The organism is Flavobacterium granuli (assembly GCF_031456055.1).
GTDB classification, from domain to species: Bacteria; Bacteroidota; Bacteroidia; order Flavobacteriales; family Flavobacteriaceae; genus Flavobacterium; species Flavobacterium granuli_A.
This window is the reverse complement of the sequence record NZ_JAVDTX010000002.1, coordinates 640,554-664,702: the sequence shown is the minus strand read 5'-3', so window position 1 is coordinate 664,702 and position 24,149 is coordinate 640,554. Positions and strand designations below refer to the sequence as shown.

The 24,149-nt window shown below is 36.5% G+C and carries 15 protein-coding genes; 1 reads left to right on the top strand and 14 read right to left on the bottom strand.

The features are described from left to right. Positions 1 to 111 precede the first annotated feature (111 nt). On the bottom strand, positions 112 to 978 hold the full coding sequence (locus tag J2W95_RS06955; RefSeq protein ID WP_310005346.1) for an AraC family transcriptional regulator: 867 nt from the start codon (positions 976 to 978) through the stop codon (positions 112 to 114). A gap of 282 nt (positions 979 to 1,260) precedes the next feature. Here J2W95_RS06955 and J2W95_RS06950 point away from each other — a divergent pair, with 282 nt between their 5' ends. Then, a complete protein-coding gene (locus tag J2W95_RS06950) occupies positions 1,261 to 3,570 on the top strand; it encodes a glycoside hydrolase family 20 protein (RefSeq protein ID WP_310005344.1) in 2,310 nt (769 codons plus the stop codon). Positions 3,571 to 3,683: 113 nt separating this feature from the next. On the opposite strand, the gene J2W95_RS06945 is transcribed toward J2W95_RS06950, so the two are convergent. The 13 genes from J2W95_RS06945 to J2W95_RS06885 all read right to left on the bottom strand — a co-directional run bounded on the left by J2W95_RS06945 (position 3,684) and on the right by J2W95_RS06885 (position 24,109). After that, positions 3,684 to 4,742 (bottom strand): sialidase family protein, encoded by a 1,059-nt coding sequence (locus tag J2W95_RS06945; RefSeq protein WP_310005342.1) that lies wholly within the window; start codon positions 4,740 to 4,742, stop codon positions 3,684 to 3,686. A gap of 66 nt (positions 4,743 to 4,808) precedes the next feature. Next, complete coding sequence (locus J2W95_RS06940) at positions 4,809 to 6,935, bottom strand: alpha-L-fucosidase (protein WP_310005340.1); 2,127 nt, start codon at positions 6,933 to 6,935, stop codon at positions 4,809 to 4,811. Between the two features lie 89 nt (positions 6,936 to 7,024). Further along, on the bottom strand, positions 7,025 to 8,473 hold the full coding sequence (locus tag J2W95_RS06935; protein ID WP_310005338.1) for an alpha-L-fucosidase: 1,449 nt from the start codon (positions 8,471 to 8,473) through the stop codon (positions 7,025 to 7,027). 58 nt (positions 8,474 to 8,531) lie between these two features. Continuing rightward, positions 8,532 to 9,206 carry a copper homeostasis protein CutC gene (locus J2W95_RS06930; protein ID WP_310005336.1) on the bottom strand — a complete coding sequence of 225 codons (675 nt, stop codon included), beginning with the start codon at positions 9,204 to 9,206 and terminating at the stop codon, positions 8,532 to 8,534. A 28-nt stretch (positions 9,207 to 9,234) separates the two neighbouring features. After that, positions 9,235 to 10,248 (bottom strand): isoaspartyl peptidase/L-asparaginase family protein, encoded by a 1,014-nt coding sequence (locus J2W95_RS06925; RefSeq protein ID WP_310005332.1) that lies wholly within the window; start codon positions 10,246 to 10,248, stop codon positions 9,235 to 9,237. Positions 10,249 to 10,289: 41 nt separating this feature from the next. Next, a complete protein-coding gene (locus J2W95_RS06920; protein ID WP_310005330.1) occupies positions 10,290 to 11,201 on the bottom strand; it encodes an ROK family protein in 912 nt (303 codons plus the stop codon). A gap of 278 nt (positions 11,202 to 11,479) precedes the next feature. Then, positions 11,480 to 13,663: an alpha-galactosidase gene (locus J2W95_RS06915; protein WP_310005328.1), complete on the bottom strand. Its 2,184-nt coding sequence runs from the start codon at positions 13,661 to 13,663 to the stop codon at positions 11,480 to 11,482. 157 nt (positions 13,664 to 13,820) lie between these two features. Continuing rightward, positions 13,821 to 14,903, bottom strand: a complete 1,083-nt coding sequence (locus J2W95_RS06910) for a sulfatase-like hydrolase/transferase (RefSeq protein ID WP_310005325.1) — start codon at positions 14,901 to 14,903, stop codon at positions 13,821 to 13,823. A 127-nt stretch (positions 14,904 to 15,030) separates the two neighbouring features. Further along, positions 15,031 to 16,491 (bottom strand): glycoside hydrolase family 125 protein, encoded by a 1,461-nt coding sequence (locus J2W95_RS06905; RefSeq protein WP_310005322.1) that lies wholly within the window; start codon positions 16,489 to 16,491, stop codon positions 15,031 to 15,033. 44 nt (positions 16,492 to 16,535) lie between these two features. Beyond that, positions 16,536 to 18,821, bottom strand: coding sequence for a GH92 family glycosyl hydrolase (locus J2W95_RS06900; RefSeq protein WP_310005321.1), 2,286 nt, complete (start codon positions 18,819 to 18,821; stop codon positions 16,536 to 16,538). Positions 18,822 to 18,855: 34 nt separating this feature from the next. After that, positions 18,856 to 19,713 (bottom strand): endonuclease/exonuclease/phosphatase family protein, encoded by an 858-nt coding sequence (locus tag J2W95_RS06895; RefSeq protein WP_310005319.1) that lies wholly within the window; start codon positions 19,711 to 19,713, stop codon positions 18,856 to 18,858. Between the two features lie 36 nt (positions 19,714 to 19,749). Beyond that, positions 19,750 to 22,017, bottom strand: coding sequence for a GH92 family glycosyl hydrolase (locus J2W95_RS06890; protein WP_310005317.1), 2,268 nt, complete (start codon positions 22,015 to 22,017; stop codon positions 19,750 to 19,752). 79 nt (positions 22,018 to 22,096) lie between these two features. After that, positions 22,097 to 24,109, bottom strand: coding sequence for a beta-mannosidase (locus J2W95_RS06885; RefSeq protein ID WP_310005315.1), 2,013 nt, complete (start codon positions 24,107 to 24,109; stop codon positions 22,097 to 22,099). Positions 24,110 to 24,149 lie beyond the last annotated feature (40 nt).

Genomic DNA, 24,149 nt, shown 5'->3' with positions numbered 1-24,149 from the left:
GAGAATAGAAATCCTGAAAACAGATATTTAGATTATTAGACTCTGTTTTTTATAGATAGTATTATAAATTTTGTGAGGCATACCGAAAGCCCTTTATAAACTCAAAAGAAATTAGTTTTCTGTGTTTTTACGGTATTCTTTTGGAGTGGTTTCAGTCAGTTTTTTGAAAAGTTTATTGAAATTGGAAACAGTTTTGTATCCACACTCATATGCAATTTCAGACATACCCATATCGGTTTCAATCAGAAATTTGCAGGCATTGGAAACCCGAATCTCGTTAAGGTATTCCACAAAATGTTTTTGGGTTTTTGATTTAAACATTCTGCAGAAGGAAGTTGGTGTTAGATTGGCAATTTTGGCAATTTCATCCAGTGAAATATCTTGTTTGAAATTATTTTTTACATATTCGAAAACATCCGAAAGTCGATCATTTTTGGCACTGTCATTCACGGGAGTGTAAGCTTCATTATTTACAAATGAAATATCGCTGCTTTCAGAAAGAATTGATAAAATTTCAAAAAGTCCGATAATGATTTCGAAGTTTTTTTTGTGAACCAATTTTTCTAATTTTTTGGCAACTAATTCATTCGTTTTTCCGCTAATAGATAGGCCTCTGCAAGCTCTATTAAAGAGATTGTTTATTTTCTGTGTTTCTTTTAATTCGTAAAAAATGGGACCGAAGATGTCTTTGTTAAAATAAACGACTATGGCCTCAGCTTTTAAAGTATTAATGCCCTTATAATAAATTTCGTCATTTAACCATACATGAGGAATGTCTGAACCAAGAAATACCATGTCACCCGACACAAATTGTTCTACTGAATTTCCAACAATTCTCTTTCCATAACTTTCTTTGATATAAACCAATTCAAGTTCTGGATGCGAATGAAAAGGAGATTGAAAAAAAGGATCTTCACGAGAAATAACAGAAATGTAGCTATTTAGATATGATGTGATTTTTGTTTTTTCAATTTTCATTATTCGTTTTTTTACAAAGATAAATAATAATTAATCTAAGATAATATTGAATTAATAAATATACTTTGGTTATTATATCTTTCAAATTCTAAAACAATAAAAATTTAACTAAAAACTTACAGTTTATCAGAAGGTTAATAAAGGAAATTCTTGTTATAACGCTATGTTTTTTTGTGAAATTTTGGATAAAGCAATAAGGTAAAATCTAAGAAGAAAATCTTTCTTGTCTAGGAAAAAAAAGATTAAATAATGATTCATATAAAATAATAAAAACCATAAATAATGAAAAAAATAATTTTATTAACGTTTTTGCTATCCTCCATATTATCGAGGGCGCAACAGGCAGTTCACATCATCCCACAACCCGTAAGTTTAGAAATGAAACAAGGCAGTTTTGTCATTGATGATAAAACAATAATTAAATTTTCTAAAAAAGATAAAGAAACAGAGAAAGTGGTTCACTTTTTCACAGAATATGTAAAGAGAGTCTCAGGCTATGAGTTGAAAGATAATAAGACCCAAGGAGGGAAGATTATTTTTAGCATTGATAAAATTGAAGAAATAGGGGATGAGGGGTATTTAATTAGTGTAAATCCAAATGAAATTCTTGTAAAGGCAAATACATCCAAAGGATTGTTCTATGGGGTTCAATCGTTATTGCAAACCTTGCCTGCAACAAGAAACAATGATTTGGTTCAGATTCCAAGTATGGAAATTAAGGATTATCCTCGTTTTCAGTGGAGAGGATTGATGCTGGATGTCAGCCGCCATTTTTTTGCACCTGAATTGGTGAAAGAATTTATCGATTTGCTCGCGACTTATAAAATGAACGTTTTTCATTGGCATTTGGTTGACGGAGCCGGATGGCGTTTGGAAATAAAAAAATATCCTAAACTTACCCAGCAAGCAGCATGGCGTGTAGATGATTGGGGTAAATCTTGGAATTGGGCGGAGGTAGAATTCAATGCAGACAGAAGTAAATCGACTTATGGAGGCTATTATACTCAAGAACAAGCCAAAGAGATTGTGGCTTATGCCAAAGCAAGAAATATTACCGTGGTACCGGAAATTGAAATGCCAGGTCATTCTGAAGCGGCAATGGCTGCTTATCCGGAACTTTCCTGTAATTCTAAAAATAATTTCGGACAATCAGGGAATTTCTTTGCTAGTAAAGGCGAAAGTAATTACTGTGCGGGCAATGATGAGGCTTTTGCTTTTTTAGAAGATGTGCTTACAGAGGTGATGGCTATTTTTCCTTCAAAATATATTCACGTAGGTGGAGATGAAGTAGATAAAACGAGCTGGAAAAAATGTGCTAAATGTCAGGCTAGAATGAAAACGGAGCAATTGAAAGATGAAAAGGAATTGCAGAGTTATTTTATTCGTAGAATGGAAAAATTCTTGGTTTCAAAAGATAGAAAAATGATTGGTTGGGATGAAATTCTAGAAGGAGGATTGGCTCCCGAAGCCACTGTTATGAGCTGGAGAGGAGAAGAGGGCGGAATTGAAGCTGCCAAGATGGGACACGATGTTATTATGACACCTAGTTTTCCTTGCTATTTTGACCATTATCAAGGTGATCCAGAAACTGAACCTTTGGCAATTGGCGGGTTTAATACCTTGAAAAAAGTGTATAGTTATGAACCAATTCCTGCAGAATTATCTAAGGAGGAAGGCAAACGAGTTTTGGGTTCACAGGCTAATTTGTGGACAGAATACATACCAACTGCGGAACAGGCAGAGTATATGATTCTTCCTCGTATGCCAGCTTTGGCAGAAGTATTATGGTCTCCAAAAGAACAGCGCAATTGGAAAAATTTCAATGAGCGTTTGCAGCCTCATTTGGTAGGTTTTGAGCAAAAAGGGCTTCATTATTCCAAAGGGAATTTTAAAGTAGATATTATGCCAATTGTGGAAAACAACAAACTTTCGATCGCTCTCGAAACAGAGAACAGTGATGGTGTAATTTATTATACAATCGATGGAAGTGTACCTTCAACTGGAAGTATTAAGTATGAAAAACCTTTTGAAGTGAATACATCTATGACAGTAAAGGCTATCATGGCATTAAACAACAAAGTGATGAATGCCAAACCAGCAGAGCAATCATTTACATTTAATAAAGCTACAGGGAAAACAGTGACGTATGCAAATGCTTTTAGCCGCTACTATCCTGCTAATGGTGCCAATTCACTAACGGATGGTTTTAGAGGAACCAAAAATATAGCTAAACAATGGCATGCATTCAATGGAAGTGATTTGGTTGCTACTATTGATTTGGGAACGATCACAACTGTTGGTAGTATTACTTTGGGTTGTATCCAAAATTGGGGACAATGGGTGTTTTTACCACAATGGGTGAAGTTTGAAGTATCGGATGATGGAATTAATTTTAAGGAAGTAAAAACAATAACTAATTCTATTCCAGTTGCAGAAAGAGACACGCAGATAAAAGATTTTACGGCCAAATTTGCGGAACAGAAAGTAAAAACTGTGCGCGTTACGGCCAAAAACCTAGGTCAGTGTCCTGCGGGTCATCCTGGTGAAAACCAATCTGCTTGGTTGTTTGTTGATGAAATTTTAGTAGAGTAATAAATAGATTTCCTAAAAAAAAAAATAGCTGTGATTTTTGTTTAAATCACAGCTATTTTTTTATGGAATTTCCTGTAGTGTTTAAGCCTAGCCAATTTGTAAATCAAATGATTTTATTTTGTTAGTTGAGTAATATCAACTGAAATATAATGTATGTTTTTTCTGTTGTCGGTATATGAAATGTGTACGTTTCCGTCTTCACTCTGTATGATTGCAGGATAACTGTATTCCCCTTTGTCGTGTTTTTCTAAAGTGTAAATATCAGTCCAGTTTTTTCCATCTTTAGAAATGGCCAATCTCAATTCTGAGCGTCCCAACCACCAGTCTTTTCCAGAAATCATTGGATTATAAACCAAAATCTGACTACCGTTTTTAAGCATCACAGAATCAATACCTGAATTAGGATTGGGAAGTGAAATCGCAGCAGGTTTTGACCAAGTCAATCCTTCATCTGTTGACCAAGTTTCGACGATTACATTTTGTCGGCTTCTGCATAGTATTTGAAGGCTTCCATCGGGGTATTCCACAATAGAAGGTTGAATTAGTCCAAATTCTCCATTGTCGATAGCTATCTTATTCCATTTGGAAGCATTACTGTCGCTAATTTCTATATGGATTTTCCAAATATCATCCTTTACGCTTTCTGTGCTTGAAGGATAAATAATTTTACCAGATTTGAGTTGAATAGGCTTGTTTTTGATAGGTCCCAGAATTTCATTTGGTAATCGTTTGGCCTTTCCCCAAGTCTCTCCGTTGTTGTTCGAAACCTTTATTTCTCCCCACCATTCCCGCGGATTTGGACCTACTTTGTAAAACAAAAATAATTTTCCTTTTTTGTTTTTGAATAAAACGGGATTCCAACAAGCAAAACGGAGTGTATCATTTTGAATCCCGTTGGCAATGGATTTGGGTTGACTCCATTTTCCATCTTCCAAAACTGACGTCCAAATCGCAACGTCATTTGCACCTTCATGATCGCCTGCAAACCAAGATGCCATGATCCGATGATCGCTCAATTCTGCCAAAGTAGAGGCGTGACAGCTTTGGAAAGTGTTCTCGGGAAAAATATTTTCCTGAGTAATTAATTTGACTTTTGAGGAATTCTGTGCTTTCATAACTATCATTGATAGAACCAACATCGGTATGACAATATTTTGTTTTAAAATATACATGTTCCTAGTTTTAGATTTTGAAATGAATCAATATGAAATGAATTTAACTTTTCGGAAAGACACAAATTAATTTACTCCTTTCACTCCCAATTCAGCTGCACTGATATAATTTCCATCCACACTAGTTTTTCCGATGAATTTAAAATATCTAGCTTTTACAGCAGTTCTCAAAACGATATTTTGTTCTACTGGATTACTTTTGATGTTGGAAAATTCACCTTCGGCTACTGTTGTCCAAGTTACATTATCTGTACTTGTCTGCCATTGGTAGTTTTTCACAATTCCACCCGTTCCGTTTTGACGCGGTAAATATGACAAAGAAACGATTGTCATTTCTTTACCCATATCGACAGTAATAGATTGTGGTAAGGCTGTTGCCGATGTGTTATCGGAGGTGTTCCAAAGCGTTCCTTCATTTTCATCAATTGCATTCAATGATTTTCCTTTTTCTTGATTGTCAAAAGAAGTAGCAACTATTTTCCAGTCTTTTTTGCAAACATTAAACGATTGGATTACTGTTTCGCCAGATTTCATATTGGTGTCAAATGATTTGGCTTTCACTTCTCCAGAAGTCAAAAATGAAAAGGCACTTTCGTAAACTGGAGATTGAACAGTAGGTTCTGTTCCGTCAATGGTATAATGGATTTGGTTTACTGGGACTTCGGTCACTATTGAAACCATACCTTCTTTGTTTCTTTTAATTTTTGGAACTGCTAATTGTTCAGGTTCTTTAAACACTCCCACATCGCTTAAAGCAATACAAACAGGTGATTCTTCGATGCGAATTCTCAATTTTGAAGTGGATATATAATTTTGTAAACGCACCAATCTATTAGCTCCAATACTTGTAGCTTCGCCAACTTTTTTCCAATTTCCATTGATAAAAGCATCAATTTCAATTTTCTCGATTCGTTGACCAAGTTTGATGTTTTCTCTCAGACGGATGATATTAAAAGTTTGTTCTTTTTTCCATTCCAAAGTTACTGAGGCTTTTTTTACTTCATCATTGGTGGCCCAGTAGGAGTAACGATCGTCATCAGTCAGATTTTTGGTTCCGAATGATTTGTTATCATCTCCTCTAATTTCCGAAGCAGTAATTACAGCTGATTTTGCAAGATTATCAGCATACAGTTGCTTTAAGAAATCTCCGAAATCTTTCAATGCTTTGACGTCATTTTGATGTAATAAACCACTAGTATCTGGAGCAATTCCTAAATCTAGACAACCACCTCTTCCAACAGATTTGCAATAAATCTCAAATAATTTCGAAACTGATTTCACCTGATTATCTTCATTAGTGTGGTAAAACCAACCATTTCTGAGAGGTACATCGCATTCTGCAGGTTTCCAAAACTTACCGTTTCGTGTTCCTTCTTGCGCTTTTTCTGAATTGGTTTCTCCGGGAGCGGCTTTAGTTTTACCAGCTATTGGCTCAGGAGTAAAAGTTGCCCAAGAGGTTTCTGCTGCAAAACCATGTTCATTTCCTACCCAGCGTACATCTCCATTATCAGCAAAAATTACTGCTCCAGGTTGCATTTCTTTGGAAATTCCCCAAGTTGTATCCCATCCGTAATAGTTTGAACGATCTATATTTCTTTTTTCTTTTTTACCGCCATAATAACCATCGCCACCATTGGCACCATCAAACCAAGTAATGAATAATTTTCCGTAATTAGAATACAATTCTCTTAATTGATCACGGTATTTCGTTACATATTCTGGCTTTCCATAATCTTCATTATTTCTGTCCCAAGGCGAACAATAGAGTCCAAATTTCATTCCTGCGCTGCGTGTTGCAAGTTCAAATTCTTTTACCATATCACCTTTCCCTTCACGAAAAGGGCTTTTGCTAATATTGTAAGATGTTGTTTTAGTAGGCCAAAGGCAGAAGCCATCGTGATGTTTGGCAACAAGAATCACTCCTTTGAAACCTCCATCTTTGGCAGCGTTCACGATTTGACTCGCATCAAATTTTGATGGATTGAAAATATTCGGATCAGCATCTCCATATCCCCATTCTTTGTTTTGAAAAGTTGTTGGCGTAAAATGAACTAAAACATATTGTTCTAATTCCTGCCAACGCAATTGGGTTTCGCTAGGCAAAACTCCATAAGGTGCTGGAGCACTTACTTTCTGGGCTGTCATTGACAAAAATATGAAACATCCCAAAACTGTTAATAACTGTTTTTTCATCTTTTATAATTTTAAATGGTAACAAAAAATAATCAGTCAATAAAAAATTATATTACTGACTGATTATTTCTATAGCTTCTTCCAAAGAATTATTTACTCACTTTAATAACTACCGCTTCTTGACTGGATAAAGAAGTTCTGAGTTGTTTCGGAATCGTTATTATGATTCCATTGTCTGTCTTTTTGCTAACCAATTTTTGCTTGTTGCTCAATAAAGTAGCTTTTAAACTGCCTTTCATATCTGTTTTGATGGTGATTTCGGCAGGTAATTCTTTTTCGTCTTTTGCAGGCATATAAATACCGTAAATCGCATTTCCTTTTTGAGTATAACCCACTTTTCCGTCTAAGTATGGCGCAACAGGTTTGGTATCGTAAATTGCTTCACCGTTTACCGCAAGCCATTTTCCAACACTAGCCAAAGTTTTCTCAATTTTGGGATCAAATTCTCCTTTGGCATCAGGACCAACGCCCAATAAGAGGTTTCCACCTTTCACTACAATACTGGTCATCAATTGCACTACTTCTTTTGAAGATTTATAATGGTCATTTGGTACCCATCCCCAAGCTCCTCCAAGGGTTATGCAACTTTCCCAAGGAACGCTCAAAGGTTGCTCAGGTGTTTTTTGTTCTGGAGTCAAATAATTCTCATATTCGCTGGGAACCCAACGGTCTACAACCAGCATTCCCGGTTGTTTTTTTCGGGCCGTTTCCGAAACTAATTTCATGTCGATGTCCATATCGTATGGATATTTACAAAATTCTTCGACTTTTTTGTTAATGGTTGACAATGGTCGAACCCAACATCCATCAAGCCAAAGAATATCCACTTTTCCATAATTTGTGGTTAATTCGTTCAACTGATTTTGAGTGTATTGTACATAACTTTTCCATCTGTCTGGAAATTTTGTAATGTCATATGTGGGGTTTCTGTCTTTTGGCGGATAATATGACCACCAGAAGTTTTCAGTTGTCCAGTCAGGTTTTGAGAAATAGACTCCTACAGCCAATCCTTCTTTTCTGGATGCATCCAATACATTTTTTAACACATCGGCTTTAGGGTTTTTTGCATAAGGCAATTCAGGATTTGTGATTTTGAAATCGGTGAATTTCGAATCATACATACAAAATCCATCGTGGTGTTTGGAAGTAAAAATCATATATTTTGCTCCGGCACCTTTGAACATTTTTGCCCATTTTTCTGAATCCAGATTCGTTGGATTTAATTTGTATTTGGTATTCCTGTAATCGTTGGCATATTTGTAATAATCGTCATAGCCGTCTCTGGTTACCCAATCTTCAGGAGCTAATCCCCAAGATTCAACCGTTCCTAACTGACTGTAAAGTCCCATGTGGATCAATACACCAAATTTGTAACCCTGCCATTTGTCAAGGTTGGCTTTTACCAGTGGATCTTTCGTCCAAACATAGCCTTCCTCCTCCGATTTGTCAGCTTTCATACTGAAATCATTTTGGGCATGAAGGGAAACTGTATTGGCAAATACGAATGATGCAAACAATAACTTGAATCTGTTTTTCATTTTGTGTCTTTTTTAAAATGATAAATGCCTCACAAGCAAAATATTTATGAGTGTGTTTTTACTTTAAATTAGTAACCAAAGCTTTTATTTCTTTGCCATCGGCTATTTCTGTTCCATCGGTGATTGCCGATGAATGGTAGTATGTTGTATTCATTTTTTCTTTCAACAGGGTTACATTCGAGGAACGAACACCTCCACCAGGCATGATGATAATACGATTTCCTGCTTTTTTTGCCAGTTGTTCTAAAACTGTAATTCCTTCCACCACATTTGGTTCTTGTCCCGAAGTCAAAATGGTTTTGAATCCACAATCAATAACAGTTTCCAAGGAATTGTAAACGTCTGTAACCACATCAAAAGCACGATGGAAAGTACAAGGCAATGGTCTTGCCAAAAACACTAACTCTTTGTTTCGTTCTACGTTGATACTATTATCATTGTTCAAAATCCCGAATACAAATCCGTCAACTTTTAACTTTTTGTACTCTTTTATTTCTTGTTTCATTTGTTCGAATTCCGCATCGCTATAAACGAAATTTCCGCCACGTGGACGAATCATCACGTTCATGTCAATGGTCAATTCTTCACGAGTTGCAATCACTGCTTCTGGCGAAGGCGTTGTTCCACCTTCAATCATTTCATCGCAAAGTTCTACACGATTTGCTCCATTTTTTTGAGCAATTACTGCCGATTCTGGATTGAAACAGGCAATTTCTATATGATATTTTTTCATTGTATCGAGCTTTTTTAGGCTACCTGATTTAGTTCTTTGCCTGCTTCAAATAAAATTCGGGATCAATCAGTCGGTTACCTGTTTCATCATAAACTGCATAATTGAAACCACTTTGAACACAATAAGAACCGTAATCCCCTTTTTTGTTCAAAGCAATAAATCCAACCTGAATATCTTTCAAATCTTTTTTTCTGTTTTTCATCAGTTTAACCACTCTCAAAACCGCTTCTTCACAGGCTTTTTGTGGCGATCTGCCTTGACGCATTAATTCGACAACTAAGTGGCATCCTGCAATTCGAATGACTTCTTCACCATGCCCTGTTGCAGTTGCAGCACCAATTTCGTTATCAACATATAAACCAGCACCAATGATAGGGGAGTCGCCTAAACGTCCGTGCATTTTGAAAGCCATTCCGCTCGTGGTACAGGCTCCAGATAAATTACCAGCAGCATCCAACGCAATCATCCCAATGGTATCGTGATTTTCGATGTTGGCAATTGGTTTGTATTCTGAAGTTTTCAACCATTCTTTCCATTCTCTTTCGGAATCAGGAACCAATAAGTTTTCTTTTGGAAAACCTTGCGCTAAGGCAAATTGAAGAGCTCCATCTCCAACCAACATTACGTGAGGTGTTTTTTCCATTACGGCACGTGCCACAGATATTGGGTGCTTGATGAATTCTAAACATCCCACTGATCCAATATTCGACATTTCATCCATGATACAGGCATCCAGCGTCACGCGTCCATCTCTATCAGGACGCCCTCCGTAACCCACACTTCTTTCTTTCGGATCGGCTTCGGGAACTCTTACACCAGTTTCGACAGCGTCTAAGGCACGTCCTCCTTTTTTCAATACTTCCCAGGCTGCTTCATTGGCCTCAAGACCAAAACGCCAGGTAGAAAGAACAATAGGCTTTCTTACTTTTGAAGAATCAATAATTGTTTCTTCACCTTCTGATGATATTCCTTTGAAGGAACTCAATGCAACTGCTGCGGATGCAAAGGCTGTTTTTTTTAGAAAATTTCTACGATTTGTCATCTCTTTTTATTTTAAATCTGATTGTTAAAAATCAGAAAGTATTATTGTACGTTAACTTCGTAAAGCAAAGTGGCTACTCCCAATAAAGCAGCTGTTTCATTATCGCTTGAGATTACAAGTTCAATTTCAATTCCTGCGTTTTTTGCTTTTTCTCTGAAAACATTCAGAAATAAATCTCCAGCGTTTGCTAATTTACCACCAATAACAAGCATATCGGCATTAAAGCTTTTTAACCAAGGAATTACAACCTCGGCTAAGTCTTCCCCAAATTTATTAAAAGATTTGATTGCTTTTTCATCTCCATCATTAGCCAAATGATATAATTCGATACCTTTATTTAGTTGAATATCGCTTAAATCATGGTAATTAGAAAGCAATCCTCTTAATGATATAGAATCTTCGGCTATACCGTTTTGATAAGGGTGATCCCATATTTCACCACTGCGAGGGACTTTTTCACCTGAATTTACAATTTTTCCGTTTTCGATAAAACAAGAACCAAGTCCTGTTCCCAAAGTAATTGCCATCACTTTTTTAGAAAGATTTTCTGTGTTTTTGTAAACTTCACCTTTTCCGAAACTGATAGCATCATTTTCGAAAACAATTGGAAAATCCTGATTAAAATCAAATCGTTCTCTTAACAAGTCTTTTATGTTCAGACCGTAGAAATTATCGTATTTATTTTGGTCTTTAATCCAACAAGTTCCATTTCCGTAATCAAACGGGCCTGGGATAGCCATAGCAATTCCGGATAATTTTTCCACTTGTGTTTTTTCACATAAAGAACGAATGGCATTTTCCCAAAAATCCATTACCACTTTAACTGGTAAATTAGAATCGAAAGAAACTTTAGAAACAGACCCTTCAACGACTTTCATATCATTTAAATCAATTATTGCGGCAGTAATGTGCGAACCGCCAATATCCATTCCTATTGCAAATCTTTTTTCCATCTTTATATTTTTCCTCTTTTTTTTAATTTTCTTAAGATTTTTGCTAAAAGTAGGTAATTTTTATTGAAATACTAAATCGTATTAGTAAATTGAATATCAGTTACCCAGTTTTTAACATAAAACCAATATTTTTCTTTTTTTATACTTAGTTTTAGTCAGTTTTATTTATTCTAATATGCTTTTCTTGATGAATTAATTCAATTATAATGATACAGTTAAGAGATTTTTAAAGCTAATAAGCCTTTTGGAAATTCAATTTAATCCCTATTTATTTTTTGTTATTCGACGACAAACCAAGTATAACTTTCTGGTTCGATTGTGAAAGTCAATTCAGCTTCATAATTACGATTGATTTTGTAATTTTTGACTGTACTTTCTTTCTCACGAATCATGGCTTTATCGGTCAGACCCGTATAATACAATGGCACTTTGATTGTTTTGGTCATTTTTTCTTTGGTAGGATTATACAACATGATAAAAGCTTTCTGCTTCAATGTCGGATTCACATGTACAAACCCGTCCCAATCCCTGCCATCAGCACGACGCAATTGAATCATATCAGAATTCAAAATTTCACGATATTTTTTGTACCAATTGATTGTAGTTTTGACCAATTCTTTTGTTGCATCGGTATCATATAATCGAGGTCCTCGGTAACAAGCCTGAACTCCAGCCCCATAATATTGAACCATTAATTGTTCGTAATCTTTAAGATGTTCGCTTAAAGGTTCCAAAACTGCCGAAGCATCTCCTCCTTGATAAACAGTCAAAGGAACAAATCCCCAAGACATTGAAGCCGATTTTTCAATCGTTCCATCATGGATATTCTGACGGTTCAAAATGCGTTGTTGTTCTCTCGACCTAGAGAAGTTTGTTTCTCGATAACCTAAGGCAATTTTGTGTGTACCGTCTAGGAAATACCAGTCGGGAGCGTTGATATAAACTCCTTTTTCATTCAACCAACGATATAGTTCTTTTTGGATTTCCATTTGTTTCCATTGTGAATCATCCAAACCTTTATGTCCGAGATGTGTTGACGAGGCACAAACATCACCAGGATAAGGGCCATCATTTTCCCAAATATCAAAACCGGTAACCGTGAAAAACTTCTTGATACGGTCTCTGTATGACAATCCCCATTTACTTCCAAAGCAAGGAGCATTTCCAAAAAAAGCGCCACCCGGTTTCCCCGTTTTTGGATCCACTACATCATCTTCATCACTGATGCGCCGGCTACTGAACAATGAATATCCTCCGATTTTAACTCCTTTGCCATGAGCGTAATATGCCAGTGCTTTCCATTTTTGATGATTTTCGGGTGTGTCCAATTCCATATTCAAATGACTTCCGAAACTCAAAATTAGTGCTTCGTAACCCGTAGCTGCGCATTGGTCAATTGCAGTGCGGACTTGTTCGTCATTTTGACTTACCAAGTGCATGAAAATTGGATTTTCAGTTGTCCATGGTGCAATTGTGCTGTACATTCTCTTTATCATCAGTCCACGACGTTGACGGTCATATGTATCAATAAGTAACTCATTAGAGCGAACCGAATTGTATACCTCGTTTGGCTTTAACTCAATCCCCGGAGCTTTATCGGGATAAACCTCAAGTAAACAAGGTGTTTTGTAGTTATAATGCACTTGCGAAGTGTAAACGGAATCCATTTTCCAATGGGTCGTTTGGTCGCTCAATTCATAACTCATCGAGTTGTTGAAAGCATAATTGGTTTCGATATAGAATCCGTGTTGGCTTCTCATCTTTTCGGGATTGCCTTCCACGGCACTTTGTTCTTCCACCATTGCGATGGTTTCGCTTATCACTTTGTTAAGTTTAAAAACTTTTTGGGTTGTATTTTCAATTGCAATCGATTTCGTAATCAATGGTAATCCATCATATAATTCGTAATTTACTTTTACTTTCAAACCCTTCATTTCGGGTAGGGAAGAGGCGTATTCAAAAACCAACAATTTTCCGGTGGCTTGTTTTTTATTCATTGCCCAATTGGTCGATTTCCAGTTGATGTACGGTTTTATATCCGAAACTGTATAGTTCACGAATGTGAAATCTTCTCTTCCAACTTCCATTTTATCAACCCATTCCGGTAGTAAATAGGCATTTTCTTTCTGTCCTCTCAATCCTCCGATGGCATATTCTTTTCCGTCAAGTGTGATTTTTGCTTCCGGTTTCACTGCTCGAATCAATTGTTGATCATTTGTGAGATTGGTAAAATCGGTACAAGCAACATTGGGGGAAATTCGAAAACTTCTTCTTACTAGTCCATTATTTAGGATAATAGTTTTTTCTTCCGTGTAAACTTTGGCTTTTTGAGTAATTGGGGTAACCAACCAATCAACATTGGTTGACTGATCAGATAAATTTTGTTTACGCTCTGTTTTATTTTGCGCTTGTGTAAGTCCTAGATTTAAGATTGTCAAGATTGAAAACAAAAATCGATTCATTTGAAAATTTATTTTGAAATTAAAAGCATTTAATTGTTGAAATTTTGTCTAAGACTGCACTCAATTAATGAACAAAATACCGACTGATTTTTTTTTAGCTTATTGGATAACTGAAAATTATTGATTCATTAAAAAACAATTATTCGAAAAAAGTTTATTATTTCAATACTTCTGTTATTTCTTTAGCTATAGGATGTTCTGCTTTAAAAGTATATCCCATCAGTTTAGCAATGGTCTGGGCAAATTGCTGTTGATATAACTGTCCTTCCATTTTTACTTCTCCTTTCTCACTAATTCCAGGTCCCATAGCGGCAAACCATATTTCGGATGCGTCCTGAATAGAACTACCATGACTAGTCCATTCCTGTTTTATCTTATCACCACGACCATGATCTGTTGTAAAGAACAAAACGGTTTTGTTTTTATATTTCGGATCATTTTGTACAAAGTCCCAAATTTGTTTGATCCAAGCATCAACCTGATGAGCTGCATCCAAATAAGAACGATATTGTCCTGCATGTGCCCATTCGTCTGTTTCTCCAAAAGCAACATACAATACTTTTGGCTTATTTGTTTTTAATTCTTCCATGGCTTCGTATTGCGTAAACACATCAAAGCACTCATCGGCATGCCAAGGCTTATAAGAATCCTTAAGCATATTATTAATCAGCTTCTGCTGTTCAGTTGGACTATTCCCTCCTACATTGTCAAAAGCTGAAGCTACGGGAATTCCGCTTCGTTTTTCATTTAAGATTCTGTCAAATGCTTCCCATGCACCAAAAGCCGCCACTTTTCCTTTTAGTTTTGGTTGTTGGTTTAAAAACTCCAGTAAGGTGACATGAGGATTCGGTTCATAATCATTTGAATTTATGGCTGGGTCGGCAAAACCAGTCATTATTTCGCTGTAACCAGGATAACTGAACCAATATGGATTGGCATTATCTACTTTATTTCCATAATTTCTATTGCCATATAATTGTCCTTTTGAAGCAGTAACTGACCACATAAAAGGCATCAATTTTTCTCTACGTTCTTTGACATCAGTACTCCAGTATTTATTAAAAATATAGGTGCTGTCCCCTTGATTAAATCTTTTGTCTTTGGCAATTACTTGATCCATTCCTTCAAAAAGCTCATGCCATCTCAGCCCATCCGTCGTTATGATGATAATGTTTTCTGCTCGTTGGGCATAAGACAAAACACCCGTAAAAATCAGCAATAGTAATAAGGATTTTTTCATATGTAGATATTTATTGTTTTTTATAGTTCATATGTAATTGCTTCGCCTGTTTGCTATAGCTCGAGTCGCGTATCTCCATTGGTGTTAGTTACCAATTTAGAGTCATACTCATTTCATACTTAGTTATCTAAATGTTTTTCTCTGCCAATATATTTGGATGGCTTTTACTTGTATTAACAATTAATTCTCCAAACAAAGTATTTGCCCATGCAAACCATTTGCGGGTGAACTGTTTTGCATCGTCTTTATGGAACGATTCGTGCATAAATCCGGTATCGGCGTGGGTTTTCTTCAAAATGCTTATACAATATCGGATCTCGTTTTCATCAACACTAGTAATGGCTCTCAAAATGATACTCATTGGCCAGATGGTGTCGGCTCCCGTGTGTGGACCGCCAATTCCTTCGGCTGCTTTTCCTTTGTAGAAAAATGGATTATTGTCTGAAAGAACCACTTTTCTAGTATTCAAATACAATGGACTGTCTGGTTTTACGGCTCCTAAATAAGGTAAGGACAATAGAGAAGGTACATTGGCATCATCCATAAAATGGAAACTACCATAACCGTTCACTTCAAATGCAATAATTTCACCGAATTTAGGATGAGTAATGATTCCGTTTTCTTTCAGTCCTTTTTGAACTTGTGCTCTTAATTCGGTTGCTTTTTTTACAATTTCATCATCTTTCAAAGCGGAAGTCGAACACATTTCAATCATGTATCCCAATATTTCGATGGCAAACATATTGCTAGGAATCAAATATCCAAATAATGTACTGTCATCACTTGGACGGAAAGTCGAAACAATCAATCCGCAAGGTTTTACGGGGTAACCATAACCTGATAAAGGAACGCCATCAGTTGCCCAAGCGGTGGTTCTCTGGAAGGTGTAAGGTCCTTTGTCTGTCCAACGTTGTTGTTCTTTGAACGTTTGTAAAACTAAATGCATGGCTTTTTTCCAATTTTCGTCAAACATCGAAATGTCTCCAGTTTCTTTCCAGTAGCCATGTGCCAAGCGAACTGGGTAACACAAACTGTCTATTTCCCATTTGCGCTCATGAATTCCGGGTTGCATTTTGGTAATATCGCTTTTCCACTCGCTCACTTGGTTGAAATCTTTGTAAAAAGCATTGGCATAAGGGTCTAATAAAATACATTTCGTTTGGCGATTTATTACTCCTTTTACCAATTCTTTCAGTTTTTTATCTTCTTTCACAAAAGGAATATATGGCCAAATTTGAGCCGTTGAATCACGAAGCCACATCGCGTCAATATCTCCCGTAATGACATAGGTATCCGGTTTCCCGTCTATGATTTCAAAATCGACAGTCGTGTCCAAAGTGTTTGGGAAACAGTTTTCAAACAACCAAGCCAATTCCGGATTGGCAATTTGTTTTTTGATTCGAACAATGGTATCTTCAATGGCTTTACTGGTGAATTTGCGTTGTGCCAATGGTGGACGTTGACTCACAAAATCTGGAGCAAGACTGAAAAATGAATTATTATTTGAAGCAAAAACTTCAGTGTTCAGAGCAAGCATTCCTGCCGATAAAATCCCTGTGTTTCTTATAAATTTTCTACGTGACTGCATATCTTTTTATTTTTTTGACTCAGATTGGCAAAATCTGTGTTTGTTTATTTTTTCTCTGTTGAATATGAATACGGATAACTTGTTTTTGAAGTTCCTCTTTTTTCGTTTGGAGTACTGATCATATTAAAATCCAATTCAGCTCCTTTTTGTAATTCAAAATGGTTGATGTAATTTTTGTCATACACTTTTTGATTCCATTTCAATTCCTGAACATATTTGTTTTCGGTTGAATTCTTATCTGCTTTGATGACGATTTGTTTGCCGTTTTCCAAAGTGACCGTTACTTTCTTGAACAAAGGCGCACCCAAAACATATTCATCCGAAGTCGGACAAACAGGGTAGAAGCCCATAGACGAGAAAATATACCAAGCCGAAGTTTGTCCGTTGTCCTCGTCTCCACAATAACCATCAGGCGTTGGTTTATACAAACGGTTCATTACTTCTCTTGACCAATATTGTGTTTTCCAAGGTTGTCCAGCAAAATTGTATAAATAAATCATATGCTGAATCGGTTGATTTCCGTGGGCATATTGTCCCATGTTCATAATCTGCATTTCGCGGATTTCATGAATCACGCTGCCGTAATAGGAATCATCAAATGTTGGAGGCAATGAAAACACTTCATCCAATTTTGCCGTAAAGGCTTTTTCACCTCCCATCAAATTAATCAAACCCTGAATGTCGTGGAAAACACTCCAACTGTAATGCCAGCTGTTTCCTTCAGTAAAAGCATCACCCCATTTGAATGGATTGAAATTCTTAGTGAAACTACCATCTTTATTTCTTCCGCTCATTAAATTGAATTCCGGATTGAACAGGTTTTTATAATTCATCATACGTTTTTCGTATTGGGCAATTTCTGCTGCTGGACGATTTAAGGCTTTCGCTAATTTCCAAATAGCAAAATCATCGTAGGCATATTCCAGAGTACGTGCGGCATTCTCGTTGATTTTTACGTCATAGGGAACATAACCCAGAGTGTTGTAATATTCCACACCTTTTCGTCCCGTTGCATTAGGCCCGTCGTTATTTGCATCGTGCTGTAAAGCTTCGTATAAAGTATTGATGTCGTACCCTCTCAAACCTTTCAAATACGCTTCCGCAACTACCGAAGCCGAGTTGTTACCCACCATACAATCTCTTAAACCAGGGCTCGACCATTCAGGTAAAAATCCACCTTCTTTATAATCGTTAATCAAGGCTTCTTGCATTTCTTTGTTAATAGAAGGATAAACCAAGTTCAACAAAGGGTACAATGCGCGAAAAGTGTCCCAAAATCCTGTTCCACCATACATATAACCGTCCAAAACTTTTCCGTTGTACGGACTGTAATGCACAATTTTTCCAGCAGAATCAATTTCATATAATTTTTGTGGAAAACAAACGGTGCGGTATAAACAAGAGTAAAAGGTATTAATTTGCTCTTCGGTTCCGCCTTCTGCTTTTACTTTTCCTAGAGTTGTATTCCAAACCGCTTTTGATTCGGCTACCACTTTTTCGAATGGAGCATTTTTCAATTCGGTTTTCAAATTTTGCTCAGCCTGTTCAAAACTGATGAATGACGAAGCCACACGAACATTGACTTTTTCTCCTTTATTAGTTTTAAAACCAACGACAGCACCCGAATGATCTGCTTTCATTTCGAGTTGATCTTTAGCTAGTCCATTACCATTCCAAGTATATTTGGTTTCAAAAGGTTTGTCGAAAACCAAAACAAAATAATTTTTGAAATTATCGGGAACGCCACTACTGTTTCTAGTTGTGTAACCAATGATTTTGTTTTCCGAAGGAATGATTTTGATGTACGAACCTTTGTCGAAAGCATCGATCACTACAGAAGATTGCTCGTTTTTTGGAAAAGTGAATTGGAAATGAGCCGCTCTTTCAGTTGCAGTCATTTCGGTGGTAATGTCAAAATCGGCAAGATAAACGCTGTAATAATGCGGTTTTGCAATTTCTGATTTATGGCTAAACCAACTTGCTCTGTCGTCTTCTTTATAGACTATTTTTCCGGTAACGGGCATAATCGAAAACTGGCCGTAGTCGTTAATCCATGGGGAAGGTTGATGGGTTTGTTTGAATCCACGTATTTTTTCGGCTGTGTAGGTATACATCCATCCGTCACCCATTTTTCCTGTTTGAGGTGACCAAAAATTCATTCCCCAAGGGCGGGCAATTGCAGGATAGGTATTTCCGTTTGACAAACTGTGAACTGATTGTGTCCCCATCAAAGTATTAACATAATCCACAGGACTTTCTGTTTTGTTTTGGGCATTCACACCAAAACTAAAAAGAAGAAATACCAAAAAGAAGAAGCTATTATTTTTCATTATAAAGTTTTTATTTAAAACAAATGTTGATTATTTAGAAAGTAACGTTAATAAATACCGGCGCATGATCCGAAAGAAAAAGATCATTTAAAGTTTCTGCCAATACCCCATATTTACGAACTGTAATTCCTTTGGTGACTAAAATATAATCGATTAATGGTCGATCTTTGAAAGATACTTTTCCAAAATCATGGTAAGACCAATTTGGGCCATATACGATTGAAGCAAGTTTTTTGGAATCCAATAGACTTAACGATTTATCTGCTGTTAGCAATGATTGTATAACTGATGAATCGGGTGTTGCATTCAAATCACCCATCATGATTTGCGGCATTCCTTCACTCAATTGAGCAATTTTTATTCTAATTAAATTTACACTTTCTCTTCTTGCTACTTCGCCTATGTGATCAAAATGCGTATTCAGAACAAATATTTTCTTTCCGGTAGCTTTGTCTTTCAATTGTACCCAAGTTGCAATGCGTTCGCAAGCGGCATCCCATCCTTTTGAAGGTTTTTCAGTTGTTTGGCTCAACCAGAAATATCCCGATTTGATAAGCGTAAATTTATTTTTATTGTATAAAATTGGACTGAATTCCCCTTTTTCCTTTCCGTCTTCTCTACCTACACCTACAGTTGCATATTCAGTAAGATTTGCGGTAATGTCTTTTAGTTGATGAGCTAGAACTTCTTGCATACCTAGAATATCGACTTCGTTGAACCGAATCATTTTTAAAGCATTTTCTTTTCGATTCGGCCAGCTGTTTGTTCCATCTCCCGGATTGTCATAACGGATATTAAACGTCATGATGTTCAGATTCGATTGCGCTTTGTTTTGCGCAATTGAATTTGCAATGGTAAAAAAGATTCCTAAAGCCAATATTATTTTTTTCATGTTTCCTTTCTGAAATGGTTGTGTGTTTTCCTTTGCCTAAAGAGGTCTGTCCGCCTTTGCAGTTCCAAAGTCCAATGAAGGTTGGCTTCCCATGTATAATTTCAACTCACCGCCTTTTACAATCATGTCATGAGTGATATATGATTTTGTATATGGTTTTCCGTTGTATTCCACTTTTTGGATGTATATATTCGTTTTACTGTTATTTACTGCAGTCATTTTGAATGATATATTTTCTTTGTAATGAACTATAGCTTCGTCAACAGCAGGACTTCCAAAAACGTAGATTCCGTTTGCAGGATTCACGGCATAGAACCCCATTGATGACAATACATACCAAGCTGACATTTGTCCGACATCTTCGTTTCCACAAATTCCGTCAATTTTTGTTGTATAAAATTGGTCAAAAACCTGACGAACGATTTTTGCAGTTTTCCAAGGTTGTCCTACATAAGCATACAAATAAGGGATATGGTGACTTGGTTCATTTCCTTGTGCATATTGTCCAATCAATCCACTGATGTCTGGAGAAGCTTCCTCTCCAGCTACTTTTTCTGATAACGTAAATAATTGGTCAAATTTATCGATGAATTTTTGGTCTCCGCCAAATAAATCAATCAAACCATAAGGATCTTGAGGAACCAACCAAGTGTATTGCCATGCATTTCCTTCCACGTAATCGTCTTTACGGTGGGAAGAAGCCAACGGGTTGAATGGCTCTCTCCATTGTCCATTAGTCAATTTTCCGCGCATGAAACCGGTATTTTTATCAAAATATTGTTTGTATAATTCCGCTCTTTTGGTAAAGTATGCGTAATCTTCCATTTTGTTTAAATCTTTGGCCATTTTAGCAATACACCAATCATCAACAGCATATTCCAAAGCATTGGCAACAGTTTCAAGTTGACTGTCTGCTGGAATGTATTGTAGTTTTTGAACGTAATCCATTCCGGCACGATTTTGCATTGCTGTTTTTTTGATGGCTTCGTAAGCCAAATTCACGTCATAATTTCTATATCCTTTAAAATAGGCATCGACAATTACTGCAATCGAGTGGTTTCCGTTCATACAATCAGTTTCATTCCCCATCAAATGCCAAACTGGCAATCTTCCTTGTTGTTGATAGATTGCTAAAAACGTTTTGACAATGTCGTTAATTTTGTCCTCTTGCGTGATAGTGTAGAGTGGGTGTAACGCACGATAGGTATCCCATAATGAGAATGTGGTGTAGTTTACAAAATCTGCATTTTTATAGACTTTTTTGTCGGTCCCTCTGTAATCACCATTTGCATCGTTGAAAATTGATGGTGCAAACATTGTGTGATACAATGAAGTATAGAAAATTGTTTTGGTATCAGCGTCGGCTTTGATGTCGATTTTTGCTAAAGCTTTATTCCATTTAACATCAGCATTTTGAATCGATTTTGCAAAATCCCATTGTGGAATTTCTGCTTTAATATTTGCTATAGCATTTTCAACACTTACTGGTGAGATTCCAACTTTCACCATAATGACATTTCCTTTTTTGTTTTTGAAATCCAAAATAGCTTTCATTTTTCTGCCTTCACCTTGAAGTCCACTTTTTACTGCAGTGCTATCGTACAAAGCAATCGATGAAATCTCTTCAGAAAATTCCATTGCAAAAAACAAGCGTTGGTCATCTGCCCAGCCTTTTGAATGGCGATATCCGACAATTGTTTTGCTTCCAGTTTTTTGAATCATGGTTTGTTTCGGACTGTCCCAACCCACACCGTCAGCAAGATCCAATAATACGTGTGCTTCTTCTTTCGAATTGAAAGTATATTTGTGAAAACCCACTCTCTCCGATGTGGTCAATTCTGCTTTCACATTGTATTTATCCAAAAGAACACTGTAATATCCTGGTTTTACCACTTCATTTTGATGCGAAAAAGTAGAACCATAACCATTTGGATCTTTTTTGTCTGCTTTGACTAAAGGCACTTTTCCAGTTGCTGGCAGCAATAGAATGTCATTTAAATCACCAATTCCCGTTCCGCTTAGATGAGTATGTGTAAATCCTAGAATGGTGTTACTTGAATAATTGTATCCACTGCACCAATCCCAACCTTCAAAAATAGTAGAAGGTCCCAATTGAACAGCTCCGAAAGGAACATTTGCACCCACAAAAATATGCCCATGACCACCGGAACCAATGTATGGGTTTACAAATTGGGTATAATTGGCATTTGGATTGTTTTTTGCTTTTCCCTGAGAGAAACTAGGCGTTGCGAAAAACAAACTTGCCATTGCAAGGAATGTGGCTTTAAATTTGAAAGACTGCATCTTTATTCGTTTTAATTTTTATTTTTTGCATTGATCACTTCTGTTCAAAAATGAAACAGAAGTGATTTTTTGATTCCTATTATTTGGTTCTGCTCAAAACATCAAACAACGAAGTAATCGTGATTTGTGGTTTTGATATCTGAGTTTGAATCTCGATTGTTTTTTCTTCACCCGCTTTCAAGTCGAAATAATTATCGCTCAATCTTCCAGTATAACCTTTGATGTCAACCCACACATACTTAGCATCTTTTGCAGCTTTTAAAGTGATATTATTACCTTCGACTTTGAATGTAATTTGTGGATTTTCTAATTTTAACTCTATTGGTCGTACCTTGTCAATTGTAGGTTTAACGTCATCTCTATAGGCTTCTTTCACAGCATACCAAGCGGCTTTCGGCTGACGGTTGTAATAATCAGTGATACTCCAACTTGCCACAGGCCAACAATCGTTCAACTGCCACAATAAGGTTCCCATATTGTACGGTTCTTTCGAGCGCTGTATTCCGATGATGTTTTTAAAAGAATAATGCTGTAAACATTGTGTGTAATATGTATAATCTTTCACCGACCAAGTTTTTACATTCGTTGTGTCTTTGAAATAACGATGAATATAAGTGTTTAGTTTCGTAAAGCCTTTTCCTGCTTTTTGATGTGCTTTCAGTACATCCGAATACAATTTTCGATCCTCTTCCAAAGTAATTTTTTCAATTGAGGAATAATTTGGCATTGCCTGCATTCCGTATTCGCTTACAAAACGACCAGTTTTTTTATGTGCTACCTCGATGTCTTCAGTTCCCCACCAGATACCCCAATAATGGCTGTCTCCTTGTGTAATACTTTCCTTTTTCCCCCAACCAAAGAGGGGAGAACTACTCACATAAGGGCGATGTGGATCGACTTCTTTTACCCATTTTGGTATACTGTCCTGAAACAATCGTTTGTAATCATCCCACAATTTGATAGAATCTTTTTTATTCATTTTGAATTGCTTTTGCCAACCCCAATTTTTGAAAGCTTCATCTATCTCGTTATTTCCACACCAAACCACAATTGACGGATGATGGCGTAAACGTTTTACTTGGTATTTTACTTCTTCTCTTACATTGTCGAAAAAGTCTTTGTCACCAGGAACCATTGTTCCGGCAAACATGAAATCCTGCCAAACATAAATTCCGTTTTTGTCGCACAAATCATAGAAATAATCGCTTTCATAAATTCCGCCACCCCAAATACGAAGCATGTTCATGTTCGCGTCTTTTGCAGTTGCAATCACTTTGTCGTATTCAGCATTTGTCATTCTTGACAAAAAAGCATCTGATGGAATATAATTTGCTCCTTTCATATAAACCGCTTTGTCGTCTATTTTGAAATAAAACGAAGTTCCAGCAGTATCTTTTTCCTGAACCAATTCGTATTTGTGAGGTGCTTTGTATTCTTCTTCAGCTTCCTTTTCATTGTAAGCTTCCAATCGAACGGCTTTCCAAATTCCGCAAGTAGTAAATTTTGGTCCCCAATCCCAGCCAAAATGGTATTGTGCTTTACGTACATAACATCTTGGATTGTCAGGTATAACATAAGGTAAATCTTTTTTTGCCAACGAATCCACCACATTTTGAGCTGATTTGAACACGATTCTCAATTCGTTTTTTTCTGCTTTTAAATTCTGTTTCACATCAGCAGACCATTGTCGGAACATATTATTGGCATTCAAAATTTCTATTCCGTTGATATAAACGGTTGCATAAGTGTCCAATCCATCAAAAACCAACAGATTATTTTCTTTTTTCAAAAATTCAGGTGAGACATCAAAAGTGGTTTTGTATTCCCAATCTTTTTTCTCAATCCAAACTAATTTTTTCTCGTTATCACGATAAAATGGATCTGGAATCATTTTGTTTTTCAATAAATCAGTGTGTACTTCACCGGGAACAGTTGCGGGATGCCAATCATTTGCTGACACTTCGCTGAACTGCCAACCCTTGTTGATTTCCATCGAAATTTTTTCCTGGTTACTGGAGCAGCTTGTCCCCAAAAAGTACGTTGCCATCAAAAGGATCGCCACGCTTAAATTGTTTTTTTTGATTCTGTTCATCTTTTATATTTTTTAGCCACTAATAGTGAATTGGAAATTT